Origin of the sequence: Microcoleus sp. PH2017_09_SFU_O_A (assembly GCF_020738625.1) — a bacterium.
Lineage (GTDB): Bacteria > Cyanobacteriota > Cyanobacteriia > Cyanobacteriales > Microcoleaceae > Microcoleus.
On record NZ_JAEQCF010000063.1, the window covers coordinates 41,062 to 57,760 of the forward strand.

14 protein-coding genes and 1 pseudogene are annotated in these 16,699 nt (G+C 46.2%); 4 read left to right on the plus strand and 11 right to left on the minus strand.

Translation table 11 applies throughout. The features are described 5' to 3' along the window. Positions 1-176 precede the first annotated feature (176 nt). The 8 genes and pseudogenes from JGK16_RS22250 to JGK16_RS22285 all read right to left on the minus strand — a co-directional run bounded on the left by JGK16_RS22250 (position 177) and on the right by JGK16_RS22285 (position 10,080). Positions 177-1,259 (minus strand): amino acid ABC transporter substrate-binding protein, encoded by a 1,083-nt coding sequence (locus tag JGK16_RS22250; RefSeq protein WP_293186995.1) that lies wholly within the window; start codon positions 1,257-1,259, stop codon positions 177-179. A 217-nt stretch (positions 1,260-1,476) separates the two neighbouring features. Further along, a complete protein-coding gene (locus JGK16_RS22255; RefSeq protein ID WP_293148799.1) occupies positions 1,477-1,704 on the minus strand; it encodes a hypothetical protein in 228 nt (75 codons plus the stop codon). Positions 1,705-2,206: 502 nt separating this feature from the next. Next, positions 2,207-7,345, minus strand: coding sequence for a PAS domain S-box protein (locus tag JGK16_RS22260; RefSeq protein ID WP_293193822.1), 5,139 nt, complete (start codon positions 7,343-7,345; stop codon positions 2,207-2,209). A 204-nt stretch (positions 7,346-7,549) separates the two neighbouring features. Next, complete coding sequence (locus tag JGK16_RS22265; protein ID WP_194011615.1) at positions 7,550-7,951, minus strand: fasciclin domain-containing protein; 402 nt, start codon at positions 7,949-7,951, stop codon at positions 7,550-7,552. Between the two features lie 226 nt (positions 7,952-8,177). Further along, positions 8,178-8,573 carry a hypothetical protein gene (locus tag JGK16_RS22270; protein WP_293186996.1) on the minus strand — a complete coding sequence of 132 codons (396 nt, stop codon included), beginning with the start codon at positions 8,571-8,573 and terminating at the stop codon, positions 8,178-8,180. Then, positions 8,566-8,847, minus strand: a complete 282-nt coding sequence (locus JGK16_RS22275) for a hypothetical protein (protein ID WP_293186997.1) — start codon at positions 8,845-8,847, stop codon at positions 8,566-8,568. Before JGK16_RS22275 ends, JGK16_RS22270 begins: the two co-directional genes overlap by 8 nt. Positions 8,848-8,893: 46 nt before the next feature. Then, positions 8,894-9,322: pseudogene (locus JGK16_RS22280) on the minus strand (Hsp20/alpha crystallin family protein); the annotation flags it as partial. A gap of 470 nt (positions 9,323-9,792) precedes the next feature. Next, entirely contained in the window at positions 9,793-10,080 is a 288-nt protein-coding gene (locus tag JGK16_RS22285) for a hypothetical protein (protein WP_293186998.1), read from the minus strand. Positions 10,081-10,264: 184 nt separating this feature from the next. Between JGK16_RS22285 and JGK16_RS22290 the strand changes: the two genes are divergently transcribed. The 4 genes from JGK16_RS22290 (at position 10,265) to plsY (ending at position 13,766) form a co-directional block, all read left to right on the plus strand. Then, the gene (locus JGK16_RS22290; RefSeq protein WP_293186999.1) at positions 10,265-11,059 is read left to right on the plus strand and encodes an MlaE family lipid ABC transporter permease subunit; all 795 of its coding nucleotides are present in this window, start codon (positions 10,265-10,267) and stop codon (positions 11,057-11,059) included. Positions 11,060-11,123: 64 nt separating this feature from the next. Next, positions 11,124-11,516 carry a DUF3119 family protein gene (locus JGK16_RS22295; RefSeq protein WP_293193820.1) on the plus strand — a complete coding sequence of 131 codons (393 nt, stop codon included), beginning with the start codon at positions 11,124-11,126 and terminating at the stop codon, positions 11,514-11,516. A 59-nt stretch (positions 11,517-11,575) separates the two neighbouring features. Next, positions 11,576-12,895 carry a DUF3086 domain-containing protein gene (locus tag JGK16_RS22300; RefSeq protein ID WP_293193818.1) on the plus strand — a complete coding sequence of 440 codons (1,320 nt, stop codon included), beginning with the start codon at positions 11,576-11,578 and terminating at the stop codon, positions 12,893-12,895. Between the two features lie 190 nt (positions 12,896-13,085). Further along, positions 13,086-13,766 (plus strand): glycerol-3-phosphate 1-O-acyltransferase PlsY, encoded by a 681-nt coding sequence (gene plsY, locus JGK16_RS22305; RefSeq protein ID WP_293187002.1) that lies wholly within the window; start codon positions 13,086-13,088, stop codon positions 13,764-13,766. A 281-nt stretch (positions 13,767-14,047) separates the two neighbouring features. On the opposite strand, the gene JGK16_RS22310 is transcribed toward plsY, so the two are convergent. The 3 genes from JGK16_RS22310 to JGK16_RS22320 form a co-directional block, all read right to left on the minus strand. Further along, positions 14,048-14,635, minus strand: coding sequence for a Uma2 family endonuclease (locus tag JGK16_RS22310; protein WP_293187003.1), 588 nt, complete (start codon positions 14,633-14,635; stop codon positions 14,048-14,050). An 11-nt stretch (positions 14,636-14,646) separates the two neighbouring features. After that, positions 14,647-15,492 (minus strand): pyrroline-5-carboxylate reductase, encoded by an 846-nt coding sequence (gene proC / locus JGK16_RS22315; RefSeq protein ID WP_293187006.1) that lies wholly within the window; start codon positions 15,490-15,492, stop codon positions 14,647-14,649. Between the two features lie 326 nt (positions 15,493-15,818). Further along, entirely contained in the window at positions 15,819-16,463 is a 645-nt protein-coding gene (locus tag JGK16_RS22320; RefSeq protein WP_293187004.1) for a cell division protein SepF, read from the minus strand. Positions 16,464-16,699: the final 236 nt, after the last annotated feature.

The following is a 16,699-nucleotide window of genomic DNA, read 5'->3' on the forward strand; positions in this document are numbered from 1 at the left end:
CTGAAGCGCAACTACGTACCTAAGAGCGCTGAAGCGCAACTACGTACCTAAGAGCGCTGAAGCGCAACTACTTACCTAAGAGCGCTGAAGCGCAACTACTTACCTTTGTTTAAGTGGATTTTTCTGTTTGTAGTGGCGCAGACAACAGGGCTCAAGCGCAACTACAAACCTGTTGATTAGCGGAAGGGTGGCGAGTACAGTAAACCGCCATCTTTCCAGAGTTTGTTTTGACCCCGGTCTAACTTAAGTGTACTTTTCGGGCCGAGGTTGCGATCGTACATTTCCCCGTAATTCCCCACTTTCTTCACAACGCGGACAGCGTAGTCGTTGGGGAGTCCGAAACCTTTACCTAAATCTCCTTCTTTTCCTAGCAAACGTTTGACGTTTGGGTCTGTAGTGCTGGCGACAGTTTGGTCTACATTTCCTGAATTAATTCCTAAATCTTCAGCTTCAATCGCCGCAAAAATAATCCATCTCACCGCATCCGACCATTTCGGATCGCCGCTTTTCACCGCTGGGGCTAACGGTTCTTTTGACATTACGATCGGCAAAACAACATTATTCTCAGGATTCGGTAGAGTTGTGCGCTTCGACACGAGTTGCGATCGATCGGCTGTAACACCTTGACAGCGACCTTCTTGATAAGTGCCAAAGGTAGTATTCGCATCTTCAAACACCACAGGAGTGTATTTAACTCCTAATTTTCGCATTTGGTCGGACAAATTTTGTTCGGTACTCGTACCTGTCTGCACGCAGATAGATTTGCCCGCAAAATCTTTTAAACTTTTAATGCCGCTATCTTTTTTGACCATGATGCTTTGAGAGTCATAAAAGATTATCGGGGCAAATTCCAAGCCGGTAGTGCTGTCGCGACTCGCCGTGTAGGTGGTATTTCGGCTGAGAATATCGATTTCTCCAGCCTGCAAAACTGTAAACCTATCTTTGGCGTTGAGCTTTCGGTATTCGACTTTTTCGGGATCGTCAAATATAGCCGCAGCGATCGCCCTGCAAACATCTACATCCAAGCCGGAGTATTTGCCTTTTTCGTCTACAAAGCTAAAACCCGGCAGTTCGCCACTAACGCCGCAAATCAATTTGCCGCGGCTGACAATTGTATCTATGCGACTCGGGCCTTGTTGCGATTTGCCTTCAGCAGTGGTGGCTGGTGTTTGACCGACTTGTGCCGATCGATCCCTACAAGATGCCAGCGGTGCCACAAACAACACACTTGCCAGCAACAGAAATCCCAATTTACGCATACATTTTACCAGTAGAACACTTTCTCGACGATCCTAACTTGTCGGTGTCGAGAACTGTTGCGATCGGCAATCTAGAAAACCTCACCATTTCAAATTAACCATTCTCAACCCGGTGTCGCACCCTGAAAAGCGCACCGGCTAACCGCCTATTATTTTTTTGCCCGCTGCGGGCGATCGACCTTTCCTGTAATATTTATCCAATTTTGATTTAATGCGCTCAGAACCGCTCTGGTGCTAGGCGCTGCTCGGCTAAATCGCGGATTAGCGACAGCCGAGACTCGATGTACTCGTTCAACAAATCTGTTTCGTTGCCATTGAGCGCAGAGTTCATCTTCAATTGCTTCAGCAGCCACTGTACCAGGGTTGCATCGTCCAAATTGACTAACAGAGTCGCTTGGGTAGTTTCAATTAAAGACCAGAGTTGGCGTAACATGACTGGAGTCATAAAACCTCGTTGAGCGTAAATACGCACTTAGTGGGCTGGCTGGGCGATGGGTTGGTCTTAGTGTTTCAAGCCGATAGACGAAAAGTAGCCGTCTTGTCATCGGCTTAATGATTATTTTATATTTGACCACAATAACTTAATATAGTAGTGTCAAAAGCTACAACACACAAGATGTTATAAGAATTTCCAATCTCGTCACATAGAGATAAATATCTTGATAAATTTTTAAGAATCTTTACATAAAGACCGGGCGGTTGAAACCGCGTCTACACAAACAAAACCCGCCGACGCGGGTTGAAGAGTCGTAGCGTAGCGGGGATCCATCCATCGCACGCACATTCTCTCAAATTCCATATTTCTTAGTCCGCGGAGGCGGACATCGTTTGTGTAGATGCGGTTTCCAACCGCCGTCCTGAGAAAATTGAGCGATTAAGCAGATAATTCAGCAGCGGCCGTTTGTGTAGATGCGGTTTCCAACCGCCGTCCTGAGAAAATTGAGCGATTAAGCAGATAATTCAGCAGCGGCCAACTTTTTAACCCCCGCTAGAATTATTTCTAATTCAGCGATGATTTTCGTAGCGCCCTCCAAATCGTTGGATTCGGCCAGAGTTTGAAGCTGAGCAGCCATCTGGGGCATTAACCGCACCGCCGCCGTAGCGCTGACACCTTTAATTTGATGCGCGCGGCGGGCCAGTGTCTCCAAGTCTCCCGAGGCGATCGCACTTTTAGCAGATTCTAAATAACTGCTAGTATCCACCACAAAAGCTTGCAATATTTCCCGCTCAAAATCTAAATCAGTGCCCGCAATTTCGTGCAAGCGTGCCATATCAACTACGCATTCTAGATCCGAAGCAGAGTTTTGGACTTGCTCACCCTTAAACTGAGGAATTTCAACTTTTAACTGTACCGACCAATTTTCTAGTACAGATTTTAACTTTTCGATGGAAATAGGTTTGCTAATATAATCATCCATACCCGCCGCCAGACACTTTTCCCGATCGCCCTTCAAAGCATTTGCCGTCATCGCAATCACCACCGTCTTGCGATCGGGCTCCCTCGAACCAGCAGCAGTGCCTGTCGCTTCCATGCGGCGCAATTCCAGCGTAGCTTCGTAACCGTCCAAAATCGGCATCTGACAGTCCATCAGCACAATGTCATACTTTTTGATAGCCAGCATCGATAGCGCCTCAGCGCCGTTATTTGCCACATCCGTCGCACATCCCAAAACCTTGAGTTGATTCAGACCAACTTTTTGATTGATCGGAGTATCTTCAACTAACAAAATCTTTAAGCTAGCTAACTCCCGGTTGTCAATAGAGGAGTCTGGATTTGTCGTTGGATTTGCCAGCCGCGAGTCAACCACTGCACCCGGGGCGATCGCATTTACCAAACACTCAAACAGCCGGTGAGCTTTCACAGGTTTAGTTAAATAACCGCTAAAACCAATATCTACCAAACGTTTAGCCTCCGATGTCTGAGTAATTGAAGTCAGCACCACCCAATGCGTCTGCTGCATTGCCGGCTCAGCAATCATCAAACGTTCCAGACTTCCCGCCACCATTTCCGGCAACTGAATATCAACCAAAATGATATCGTAAGGGGATTTTATGCTGACAGCTTTGTACAGAGATGCGATCGCCATCCAACCATTCTCAACCTCATCAACTTCCATCCCCCACAAAACAGCCATTCTCAGCAGCACTTTTCGCACTGTGGGCTTGTCGCTAGCAACTAACATTTTCTGCCCCGCCAGCACCGTTTGCAAATTCACTGAGCACGCTGTCCCAGCCCCAGTTAAATTTTCCTTAAGTGCCGGCACAGTAAACCAAAAAGTCGAGCCTTTACCGGGGGTACTTTCCACACCAATTTTACCCCCTAGCAGCTCCACCAACTGCTTAGAAATAGCCAGACCCAAACCTGTTCCACCGTACTTTCTCGTAGTAGAAGCATCAACTTGAGTAAAAGATTGAAACAGCTTTTTTTGGTCTTCGGCAGCAATCCCAATCCCTGTATCTGTGACCTTGAACAGTAGGAATAGCGAGCGATTGATTCCTAGTTTTAATGGTTGGATATTCTCTAATTTTTTCTGGTCGTCGCTGGCTGCCAATATCCCAGGAATCCTGCCAGTTGAAACCTCAATTACTATTTCTCCTGCTTCCGTGAACTTAATCGCATTGTTAATTAAATTAGTGAGGATTTGCCGCAATCGTGCTGCATCCCCTTTAATTTGCAGCGGCACGTCGGTATCAATCAGCGCCACCAATTCTATACCTTTAGTTTGTGCGGGAGTTGCCAACAAATCCAGCACTTCATCCAGACAGATACTGAGGTCAAATTCGATGGTTTCTAAGCGCATTTCTCCAGCTTCCAGTTTGGAAAGGTCAAGAATATCGTTAATGATGGACAGCAAATTTTGACCGCTGAGTTTCAGCGTCTGCACAAAGTCTAGCTGTTCGGGAGTAAGATTTGTTTTCAGCAGCAAATCTGTCATCCCCATCACTCCATTCATCGGAGTGCGGATTTCGTGACTCATATTTGCTAAAAATAGTGACTTCATTCGAGACGCTTCCAAAGCGGCTTCTCGGGCTTGCTGCGCTTGCTCAAACAGAGTAGATTGCTGAATGGCGATCGCCAACTGCACGCTCAACCTTCCCAGCAAATCCACCTCAGAATCAGTCCAAGCGCGCGGGGCACTGCACTGGTGGGCAACCAGCAACCCCCACAACCGATTTTGACGCTTGTCCAAACTCTCGATCTGCGACTTAATTCTAGGAGTTTCTGGCGAATATTCTATTGCTAATTCCTGACTTTCGTCGCCGATAAAAATTGGTACAACTAAATTAGCCCTTACCTGCAATTTCACCAGTAAATCTCGGTGAATCTGGCTCAAATTAGCATTATAAATATCTTCAACTGCTTGAATCTTGCCAGCCCGGTACATCGCTTTGTAACTTTCCCCAAAAGATTTTTCCTGAAGTTTTCTGCCCAGCATAGGCATCCAATCAGATCCTACAGATTCGACAACCACAATCCCTGTGTCATCGGAATCAAAACGATAAATTACCGTGCGATCGGTTGCCAGTAATTGCCGTACCTCTTGTACAGCCGTGCTCAGAGTTTGAGTGAGGTTGAGAGACTGTCGCACTCGCTGGGCGATCGCCGAAACTAGCCGTTCCTGTTCTGCCTGTTCCAGCAGCATTCTTTCAGCTTGCTTGCGTTCTGTGACATCGCGAATTACCGCAGCAAAGCACAGCGGTTCGCTGGTTTGAGGGTGCTTGACCAGAAAAGCATTCATCACAACATCAATGTGTTTTCCAGTACGCAAGTGCTGCATTTTACCTTCTCCTTGCCACTGACCCTGACTGATAATTTTTGGCAAAATCTCTTGACTAAATTCCTGTTTAAAAGTTTCGCCGATATAATCCCATATTTCCGTATAAAGCAATTCCGAAATATTCTCTATTCCCACCAGTTTTCGTCCGGCTTCATTAACAAACAGCGTTTGCCCTTCGAGAGTAGCCATACCAATAAAATCGCTGCTATTTTCAATCAGCGACACAAATTTTTGTCGTTCTTCTTCACCTTTTTTGCGTTCAGTAATATCGCGCTTAACGCAGACGTGACAAATTATATCGCCGCTGTTGTTAATCACAGAGTATGCCGCCACCTCGATCGCCAGCGTGCGACCTTTTTTAGTAAAGTTAGTAATTTCGCCCCGAAAAGTTCCAGTTTTCGCTAAACTTTTGGAAATCGCAGAAAAGCGTTCCCCCGCCACCAGCGGCGGCGTTTCTATTTCTAATTCGGCGTCTGTATATTCTAATAGCGATTGGTGAGCGCGATTTTGTTCCAGGAAAAACCCATCAGCATCGATAATCACCATCGCATCGTTGGAGTTTAAAAATATTTCTCGGTAAAGTTTGAGTTTTTCCTCAGCTTGCTTGCGTTCGGTGATATCCCTTTTGACGCTGACGTAACAAACTACTTCCCCAGCATCATTGAGAACCGCAAAAGCCGAAAGTTCCACCTCAACTATTCCCCCTTGCAAATCCTTAACACAGGTCATTTCGCCTCGGTAACTCCCTGTTGCGACCAAGATTTGCAGCACCGATGCAAATGTCTCTTCTCCCGTATGAATTGCAGGGGTTTTACCCCACAATTTTGATTCACTGTAACCCAGCAAAGCCGTGTGAGCTTGATTTGTTTCCAAATAATAGCCTTGCGGGTCTAAAATGGCGATCGCATCGTTAGACTTTAAAAATATTTCTTGATAAAGTTGCAGTTTTAACTCAGCTTGTTTGCGATCGCTAATATCCGTGAACAAGCCATAATAAACTATCTCTCCCGATCCTTGCATTTCCGGTTGTGCAGCCCCTTGAATCCATTTAAGTTTTCCAGAGGGAGTGATAATTCTGCCTTCCCACCGCCAAGGCTGCAAATTTTCCGCAGCCAGCCTTACCGAGTTCCGAAAATCATCTCTATCTTCGGGATGAATCATGTCAACAATTGCACGAATATCCTGCTGAGCCACCTCCGGTTCTATTTCATACAATTCTCGGCAGCCCGCGCTCACAAACGAGAAGGCTATCGAGCCATCTAGATGCAAGTCAACTTGATATACCGTACCGGGTACGCTAGCAGTAATTTTTTGCAGTTTGGCTTGGCTTTGATTCCGGGCTTCATCTGTCGCCTGCAATTGAGCAATCTCCCGAGAAATACCCAAAATCCCAAATATACTGCCATCCGCATCGCGCAGGGGCAGTTTTTGCGTGTCAAAGACCTGCTGTTTGCCACCTGCACAGGCGATCGCCTGGTAGGGATTGCGAACCGTCTCCCCCCCCAGCACAGCTCGATCGTCCTCGCGAATGCCTCTAATTGAGCCGTGGCGATCGCCAAATACTGCTGGTTCTGAGAAACCTAATTCGATATCATCTTTGCCAATAATTTCTTCAACCTTTTTCCCCAAATATGCAGCAAAACTTTGATTGACAAAAATGTATCTAAAATTTCGATCTTTCGCAAAAACTCTATCCGGCGCACCGTCCATTAAAGCCCGCAACAATAGCTCTTGGCTTGACCCATCTAGAGCAAAATTATTTTGAACAGTTCCCTTGACATCCGTCTGTTTAGCTGCTAAATTAGTTAACGATTTAACACAAATTTGAGCGACAGTGTGGAGCAAACAAAGGTGTTCAAAATTAAAAGCAGTTCCCTGCTCTGCACCGATGAAAAATACTCCCAACAATTCTTCACTGTCCTCCGGGTTAGCCGGTGCCATCAACACCGACTTAAACTGAGCAATTGGCCCGCCAGCGATGTTGTACGCCCAGTCTCGACTTCCGGCCAGCCATTGGGTGCGAGTAGCTTGCAAGCAGGCTGCTATTTCAGATTTGACCGATTCAGTTAACGGGTGTAAGTGTTGCAGGTAGATGCGATCGTCCGGTAGAGTTAAAAGTGCGTTAGCGAAGCCCTCGAAGAGGATCGTCTCAGCAGGAATCAGGCGCCCGAGATGTGCCAGACAAGCAGACCAAATTTCATCAGCAACCGCAGCAAGTTGTACATTCTCCGTAAGTTCGTTGAGAACTTGCAGTTCCAAGGTACGCTGGCGGACTTTGGCCTTGAGGCTGGCGGCTAGGATTTGCATAGTGCTCACCACACTGGTTTCCTTATATTATAATTATTCATCTTCAAAGTTTTTTAAACAATCATCTTAAAATACATCCGGCAAAAAGACAACTTTTTTATATTTATATAACTTTTAATTGCTAAAAAACCAAAAGCGCGATCGGGAGCGAAGCGACACCGCAAGGCACCTGCTTCGCTCCAGCAGCGAGGTTTAAAGGCGAAATTATCCCATTAAAATCACGTTATCGATCACGTGAATGACACCGTTGTCAGCTTCGATATCGGCCGCGACAACAGTAGCATTCTTCACCTCAAAACCGTCTGAACAATCAATTTTAATCGGCGAACCTTCTAAGGAAGTAACAAAACCGAGTTTTGCCAAATCTGCCTTCATAAACTTGCCGGAGACGACGTGAAACATCAAAATCCTGCTCAGTTGGGGGACATTCTGCACTAGGGTTGTGATAGTTCCCGGTGGCAATTTCGCAAAAGCATCGTCAGTAGGTGCAAAGACAGTGAAAGGGCCCGGACTTTTGAGCGCATCTACTAAATTAGCTACTTGCACCGCCGTTACCAGGGTTTGGAACGAACCCGCACCTACGGCAATATCAACAATATCAGGCATTTGGTTCTACCTCGTTTGGCAAAAAAGTTCTATTAAGTATCGTAAACTGATGCGTGCAACAATACCTACTGTATTTGTTGAAAATTTTGTAATTCGTTTGATCGTTCGGACTTCAGTCCTCTCTTTTTTTGCGGACTGAAGTCCTCACTACGAACCTAATAATGGTTATTTTACACATAAAATTACTAACCAATTTGCACTTTAACGGCGCGATACTTTGAAATTGCTACAAGACTGCTTGCGGTTGGGATACCAAGATCTCTGTTGCTAAATCTGCTATTTCAGAATTTAGGTTTTCTTCCTTGTAAATGCTGAAACTGCCGTACAAAATTGAAATTTCAAAAATGTCTGTAGTAATTACAGCAGGCTTGCGGTGTTCCGGTTCGCCCAAAGAAATTCCTAAAAATTCTGCTTCAAGTTCGCCAACTTCCTCTTCATCGTGTACAGTCCACCCGATATCGCGACAGTCCTTAAATGCCAGAACATAAGGCAATCTTTCTTCTGGATTGTAGACGCATTCGATCGATACCTCGTTTCCCCACGAAGAGACCTTGACATTGGTAATTAAAGATGTAAAACCACCCAAACCAAGTAAGTTATAGTCATCCTTCCAATCATTCATTTAATTTTTCTCCCGTATTGTGAGTACCTGGAATGAAATTGCCAAATTCGTCTCGCGTTCGCAATAAATGACCATCTCGATCGAGACGGAAACCTTTGTTGATATTTCTGCCGTCTGAGGCATATTTCGGTGCTGGCGTTCTAATCACTTCACCGTTAGGACGGATCGCGAGTGTTGACTTATCCAGAAATTTATATGCAACATAGCCATCTCTAGTAGTTCTGATTTCTGCACCCAGTCCACGCAAAAAGTCATCGACTTCTTGGCGAGTCATTCCGGTTAAGTCTCCAAATTCCGATGCAGTTCCATTTCATCCAACTCCCTAGTTCAACTTTGACTACGCGGTTCTTTTCCGCTTCCGCTTTAGGCAAAGTCAGGTTTAAAACCCCATTTTTGTACTCAGCTTGTACGCTGTCATTTTGAACTCGTGCAGGTAGGGGAATCACCCGGCGGAAGGAACCGTAAGCTTCCATGCCCGGAATTTCTAACTTAAGGTGGATGGCTTCAGGAGTGTCAATCGATTTTAGATTTTAGATTTTAGATTTTAGAGGCGACCCCACGGATAAATTCGGGGGAAGAGAGGATTTTAGATTTTCGATTTGGGATTGATTCCACGGATAAATCACCGGTACAAAAGCCACACCGTTAGATGCGCGATCGGTTGCCGGAGTTAAGCTATCAAACAACCGATTCATTTCTCGCTGCAAGGAGTCCATTTCCCGCAAAGGTTCCCAACGAATAAGTGCCATAATTGATACCTCAAATCTCTTAAGTTTCTAAAGGTTGAGAAACACTTGATTCAACCTGTATCTAATATATTTAAGATCCAGAAACTGTGGGATGCGGTTTTCTGGAATTTGCCGATCGCATTTCCGAACATTTGCGATGGTTAATGCTGAGCCAGCCCAACAATTTTAGATTTTAGATTTTAGATTTTAGCAGTGACTCGACTGATGAATCTGGTAGCTGGAACTGAACTCTCTCATTTTGGCTCTCCACGACTCCTGTGGGAAAGCAAGTATCCGTTTTTAGGCGAAGTCAGTCGATTTAAGATTTGACTCCACTGCTGAATCAAAGGACGAGGAAATTCCATCTAGAATTTTTCGCAGCAGGCGGCGCGATTCAAGCGCAGCGCAACCCAACAATTTGAGATTTTAGATGCGCGATCGAGAATTCCCCACCTAAAATCTCAAATCCCAGATTTCAAATAGAAACACCATTAACCCCACCGTGAATGCTGATAAGAAGCGTAGGTATCAAACAAAGCACCCACTAAACTAAAAGCTAGACCAATCACCAAAAATCCCTGGAGAGGACAGCCGCTGCCGAAAGTGGCTAAAAACTGCAAAATCTGGTCTTCTCCAGAACGACCGACTGCTTGCAAAGCAGGCACAAGACCGATCAACGAAAAGCTAGTCAATCCCGCGCCGATTAACAATAAGGGAGCGACAAAGCTCAAGAGGCCCGTCAGCAGTAAAGAGCGAAGAAAATTAGGAAATATGCTCATAAGAGTCAGTAAATTCAGCTAAACTGCCGAAAGGTGCAAGTAAAATAAACTTGTCCTTTTCTACGATAGGCAGCGATCGCCCTCAGTGGCCAATTCTGTCAGAAATCTTAAATCTTAGAGAAGAAACTTGTTTAAGATTTGTAGATAGATTTCATTTTTGCAGTTGTTCTACAGTCAAAGTCCCTTGAGCACAACTACACCATCAAGCCTCAGTTTGTGGAGTCAGCGGTTACTGGCAGCCATTTTATTGGGCGGCCAAGTCATGCTGCACTTGCTAACTCGCAAAATTAACCGTCGCAACACCCTTGACCAAATGGCAGCAGTTGGCCCGGAATCGCTGCTGATTTCTTTGCTGACTGCGGGTTTTGTCGGCATGGTATTTACGGTTCAGGTAGCCAGGGAGTTTATTAACCTCGGTGCCGGTAATGTCGTCGGTGGCGTTTTGGCTTTGTCTTTGACTCGCGAACTCGGCCCGGTGTTAACAGCCGTAATCGTTACGGGACGGGTTGGTTCGGCTTTTGCTGCGGAAATTGGCACGATGCAAGTCACAGAGCAGATAGATGCCATGCTGATGCTCAGAACAGACCCGATCGACTATTTAGTAATTCCCCGCGTTTTAGCTTGCTGCTTGATGCTGCCAATTCTGACAATATTGTCCCTCGTCACGGGCATCGCCGGCGGGATGCTGATTGCGACGACAATGTACGGCATCTCTCAAAATGTGTTTTTAGAATCAGTCCGCCATTTCCTGAGTCTGTGGGACATTTGCAGCGCTGGTATTAAGGCTTTTGTGTTCGGTGGTTTGATTGCTGTCATCGGCACTAGCTGGGGTTTGACGACTACCGGCGGCGCCAAAGGCGTCGGCCAATCGACTACCACAGCGGTGGTGACGGCTTTGCTGGCTATTTTTATTGTTAACTTTTTCCTGACTTGGCTGATGTTTCAGGGTACTGGCTCTAGCGTACTCAAAGGCTTGTAAGCTAGGAAATGGATAAAATATAAATAATTGGCAACATTACTTTACTACCCCCTGATTTAAACCCGTGACTACAACTACCTCTGGGACTGCGCCCACAGATACGATCGAACTTGCACCGAGTTATGCGATTCCCCTAGTCCTCGTACTGACTGCTGTACCGCTGCTGTTCGTGCAGAAGTGGGTGAGTTTGCCACTTTCGGTGTTCGGCTTGTTTCTGATGTACCAAGCCGCCACTATCCGGCTACAGTTTACTCCAACGGATTTGGACATTTATCGATCGCAAAACTTAATCCGCCAATTTCCTTACCGACAATGGCAAAATTGGCGGATATTTTGGCCCGCAGTGCCGATTTTGTTCTATTTCAAAGAAATTAACAGCATTCACTTTCTGCCGGTTCTGTTCGATCGTAAAATGCTACAGACCTGCTTAGAACAGCGCTGTCCCCGTCAAGACTAAACAAGTTGTTAATTTTAAATTTTTAACTTCTTCTGTGCCCCACGCCGAACAAATTTCCTATGAATTCAGACGAATCTCCCACCCAAAAACCGCAATCGCAACCAGCCGCTGATGGCGAACCAAATTTGCCCGTGAATGAGACGGAAAACCAATTGCCATCTCAAATACAGGAATTGTCGATCGCCCAAAACGATCTCACATCGCAAATTCCTCCCGAAATAGACCCCTGGGACGAGGAAAACCCCCAAATCACCCCTGTGGTGGACGAAGCGGGCGCGATCGCCCAAAGTTCGCCAGAAACTGAGGATAGCGAATCTGAAAGTGCGATCGATCGAATCGAACCCGAAACAGACTCCCAGCCAACAGCAACCGCAGAAACGGTAACGCCCGTACCAGAAAATGTTACCGAAAGTTTGGCAAATAGAGTCAAAGCATTGCAACAGCAAGAACAAGATTTGACCGCCAGAATTGCCAGCTTGGAAGCCGACAAAACTAAGGCGTTAGAAGCCTTGGGCGAGGCTCAAGCATCGATCGGGCGTTTGGTACAAGACGGCTTGATACAGCTAGATCATCGCAAACAAGCGCTGCAAATTGAAGTAGAAAAACTCGAACGCAGGCGCGATCGAATTCAAAAGGAAATGCGAACTACTTTCGCCGGAGTTTCCCAAGATTTAGCAATCAGAGTTCAAGGTTTCAAAGACTATCTAGTCGGCAGTTTGCAGGATTTAGCAGCTACCGCCGAACTCTTAGATATGACGCCGCCGGTGCAAGAAACTTCCAAGCAAATCTCTGTTGAGGAGTCTCAATCCTCTTCCCCCGTAAATCCCAGATTTGCTGAACAAGGATTTCAAGAACAAGCCAAACAAATTCGCCGCACCCTAGACCAATATCGCACTCTCCCCGACTATTACGGCCCGCCTTGGCAACTCCGGCGCACTTTTGAACCCATCCACGCCGAACGAGTTTCTAACTGGTTTTTCACCCAAGGAGGAAGAGGTGCATTGCGAACAATGGGTTCGCGGTTGCAAAATATCTTGATTAGTTCGACGATTATTTCTGTACTCAGAAGCGTCTACGGCCCACGGGTGCGGACATTGGTGCTCGCGAACAGTCCCGAACGTTTGGGTGAGTGGCGCCGGGGTTTGCAGGATTGTTTGGGGATTACTCGCACCGATTTTGGCCCGGAAGGTGGCATTATTATGTTTGAGTCTGCGGAGGCTTTGGCCCAAAAAGCCGATCGACTCGTGAGAGATGGTAAGTTGCCTTTAATTGTGATAGACGAAACAGAAGATTTAATCAGTTTGTCGATGCTGCAATTTCCGCTGTGGTTGGCCTTTGCTTCCGATCCGCAAACTTTAACGACTTCTAAGGATTTTTAAAGAAGGAAGAAGGAAGAAGGAAGAAGGAAGAAGGAAGAAAAGACATCTTCAGAAATTAGTTTTAATTTCTTGCTATCCAATAACTAAAAATTAATTTAGGGAGATGTCAGAGGGCGGGAGATTAAAGAATAATCGTTAAGTTTGTAGTGAGGACTTTAGTCCTCAAAAGTAATGAAAGAGGGAATTTATTATGGGTGTGTGGTTGAGTTTAAATGCAGCATTGTTAATCGCAGCTTACTTGCTGGGTTCGATTCCAACTGGGTACGCTTTGGGTAAATGGATGCTGGGGATTGATATTCGGGAAGTAGGTTCTGGTTCGACGGGGGCGACTAATGTACTCAGGACTTTGGGGAAGGGGCCGGGGTTGGCGGTGTTGCTGGTTGATGTGTTGAAGGGCGTAAGTGCGATCGCTCTGATCCGCTACATCTACTCTCTAGAGTTTACCAGTCAGCTCGCGATCGGCGCCCATTTAGAAAATACAGCAACAGTCATTCCTTGGATGGCAACTTTAGCGGGTTTATTTGCAGTTTTGGGCCACAGCAAATCAATCTGGCTGGGATTTACCGGCGGCAAATCTGTGGCGACGAGTTTGGGAGTTTTGCTCGGTTTGTACTGGCCAGTTGGGTTGGGAACTTTCGGAATTTTTGGAATAGTTTTTGCGGTGTCGCGAATTGTTTCTTTGAGTTCGATTGTCGGATCAATTAGCGTAGCTGGATTGATGTTTGTGTTAAATCAGCCGCTAGCTTATGTATTGTTTGGACTGGCGGGCGGCGTATTTGTAATCGTGCGGCACCGCAGCAATATTCAGCGTCTGTTGAACGGTACTGAACCGAAAATTGGACAGAAATTGGAAACAGCAGCTAGCGAGTAATTAGACCAGAGTGCGATCGCTTTTTATATCGTTTCTGCTGTCATAGGAATAATATCATTCCGAATGCAGTGTGAGCTTAATATAGCCTTTCTCAAATAAATGAGGTATGCCCAATCCCTCCGCTTCGCTTCGCCCAATCCCTCCGCTTCGCCCTATTTGGTCAATGCCCATACCCTATGAGCACCGCACTGTTACTTAGAAAGGCTATATCTCGCGGCTGTCATCCTCGCGAGCGAGGAGAATCGCACTGTGGTATAATTCCCTAGTTAGCGGATTAGATATCAATTAGTCCCCATAACAGACCGCAATTCCAGCACAAATCCGGGCAAAATATCTTCCCCTGAGAGCGTAACAGGAGACTGCAATATTTCTATTTCTCGATCGCTCCTATAAATCTCCACACTCCGGGTTTGCGGGTCAATCAACCACCCCAAACAAGCGCCATTTTCCCGATATTCCTGCATTTTTTCTCGCGTTTCTTTGATAGAATCAGTAGGAGAGCGCAATTCCACAACAAAATCAGGACACAGTGGGGGAAATTTTCTTCTTTCCTCAGCAGTTAAAGCTTCCCACCTTTCGCGTTTTACCCAAGAAGCATCGGGAGAGCGATTACCACCATTTGGCAGTTTAAAGCAAGTAGAAGAATCAAAAGCAATTCCTAAATTTGGATTTCGGCGACTCCAGGATTGCAGTTGATAGGATAAATCCATATTGCGATTTCCCGTTTCTCCTCCCGTCGGTGGAACCATCAGCAGTTCTCCTTTGGCATTTCGTTCAAATTTATAATCGCGGTGATGTTGGCACAGTTCGTAAAACTGATCGTCTGTTAACTCGATCCACGGACTTAAATCTAATTTTAAAGTCATCATGGCATTAACACCTATTTCCCTAATTCTTGAGAGCGCAAACAAGCTGCTTTCACTGCTTCGATCGCGGCAGAACGAAAGCCACTGCTCTCTAATTTAGCAATTCCGGCAATAGTTGTGCCGCCGGGACTTGTCACCCGATCTTTCAATTCTGCTGGGTGCATCCCCGTTTCTTGCAATAGCTTCGCTGTACCGAATACTGTTTGGATGGCTAATTGGGAGGCGATCGCCCGCGGCAGTCCAGCACAAACTCCGCCATCTGTCAAGGCTTCGATAAAAATCGCCACATAACCAGGGCCGGAACCCGAAAGCCCTGTCACCGCATCCAGCATACTTTCGGGCACTTCGACCACTTCTCCCACAGCCTCAAAGATCCGCTTTACCAATTCTAAATCGGCTGGTTGCACAAGTTTTCCTGGGGCGATCGCACTCATTCCCGCGCCTACCGTTGCCGGAGTATTTGGCATCACCCGCAGCACTACTCGCCCCGGAAACGCTGCTTCGAGCTTGCTCAGGGGAACTCCTGCCAAAATCGACACGATCGCAGCTTCTGGCTGAGAATTAGCTGTTTCTCCATTATTTGCTTGTTGGCGATCGATCCCCACGGCCAATTCCAAAGCTACTTTCTCAAAAATTTGCGGTTTAATCGCCAAAAACAGCACTTCTGTAGCGGTAGCAACTTCTAGATTGCTGGCTGTTGTTCCAATTCCGTAGGTTGCCGTCAAAAATTCGCGCCGTTGCGGTTGCGGATCGCTCACCAATATTTCTGATGGTAAATAAACTTTTTGTGCTATTAAGCGGGATAAGAGAGCTTCTCCCATTACTCCGCCGCCGATCGTACCAAATTTTATCATAGTTATTGGTTATTAGTTATTGGTTATTGGTTATTGGTTATTGGTTATTGGTTATTGGTTATTAGTTATTAGTTATTAGTTATTAGTTATTGGTTATTGGTTATTAGTTATTAGTTATTAGTTATTAGTTATTAGTTATTAGTTATTAGTTAACAGTGCGTTGTTTGTAGGATGCGTCACTTTCGACTATCTAAAACTTCCATTTCTCATCTGGTAGCGACGCACCTTACTATACTGGTTTTTTGAATGAATTTCTGTCAACAACTTTTGGAGTCAACTGTCAACAGCCAACAGCTTTCGGAATCAACTGTCAACTGTCAACTGTCAACTGACTACTGAGCCATTTGAGCTTGTTCAGCCGGCCAGACTGTCGGTGCGGGAGCAGCCGCAGCAGGGCGCGGGCGGCCTTGAGCTGGGGGCACTTCGTGAACCACACCAGACTGAGTTCTTACTTGCACGCAGCTAGGCGTAAACAAGAAAATGCTTTCGCCAATACGCTCTTGATGACCGTCAAGGGCATAAGTACCGCCCGCCACAAAGTCCACAGCTCTTTGCGCTTGGTCTGGATCCATCACCGTTAGGTTCAAAACAACAGATTTGCGTTCTTTAAGAGCTCGAATTGCTGCCGGCATCTCTTCAAAAGTGCGCGGCTCCATTACTACTACTTCCGAAATCCCGTTCATAGATCCAGGCATTCCAATCACGTTATTCATTACTGATCCTACTCCCCCGGTTGGTGCAACAACATCTGTACCTGTCGATCCTACTACTGACCGCTCCCGCATTCTGCGATTTTGGCGGCGTTCTTCTTCTGCTGCGGCGACAGCAGCAGCAGAAGTGGAAGTGGCGGAGTTTGGTTCAGGCTGTTGGTAGGCGTTCGCAAAGCGCTCGCTTTCGGTTTCGTCGTACTCGTAATCGTATTCAGGCTCATTGTTGAAGCCTACAAAATCTCGTAGCTTAGAAAAAATGTTCACCATTTAAGCTCCTTCACGACTGTGCTGCCCCGACTATACTCGCGTTGCGGGTTAGCCGCGGGTCGTTAACTACTGCTACACAAAACTTAGCTAAACTTTCTCAAGTCTCACTATTCAATCAAGATTGCTCTTGAAGGGTTTGCTTCCTGCTTCACCCAAGGGAGTCGGCTCGCAACTTGTCCACAGGCGTAAATTCGGATGTAGCCCATCCTAATCCAAAAAACAATTCTAGCGGTCGC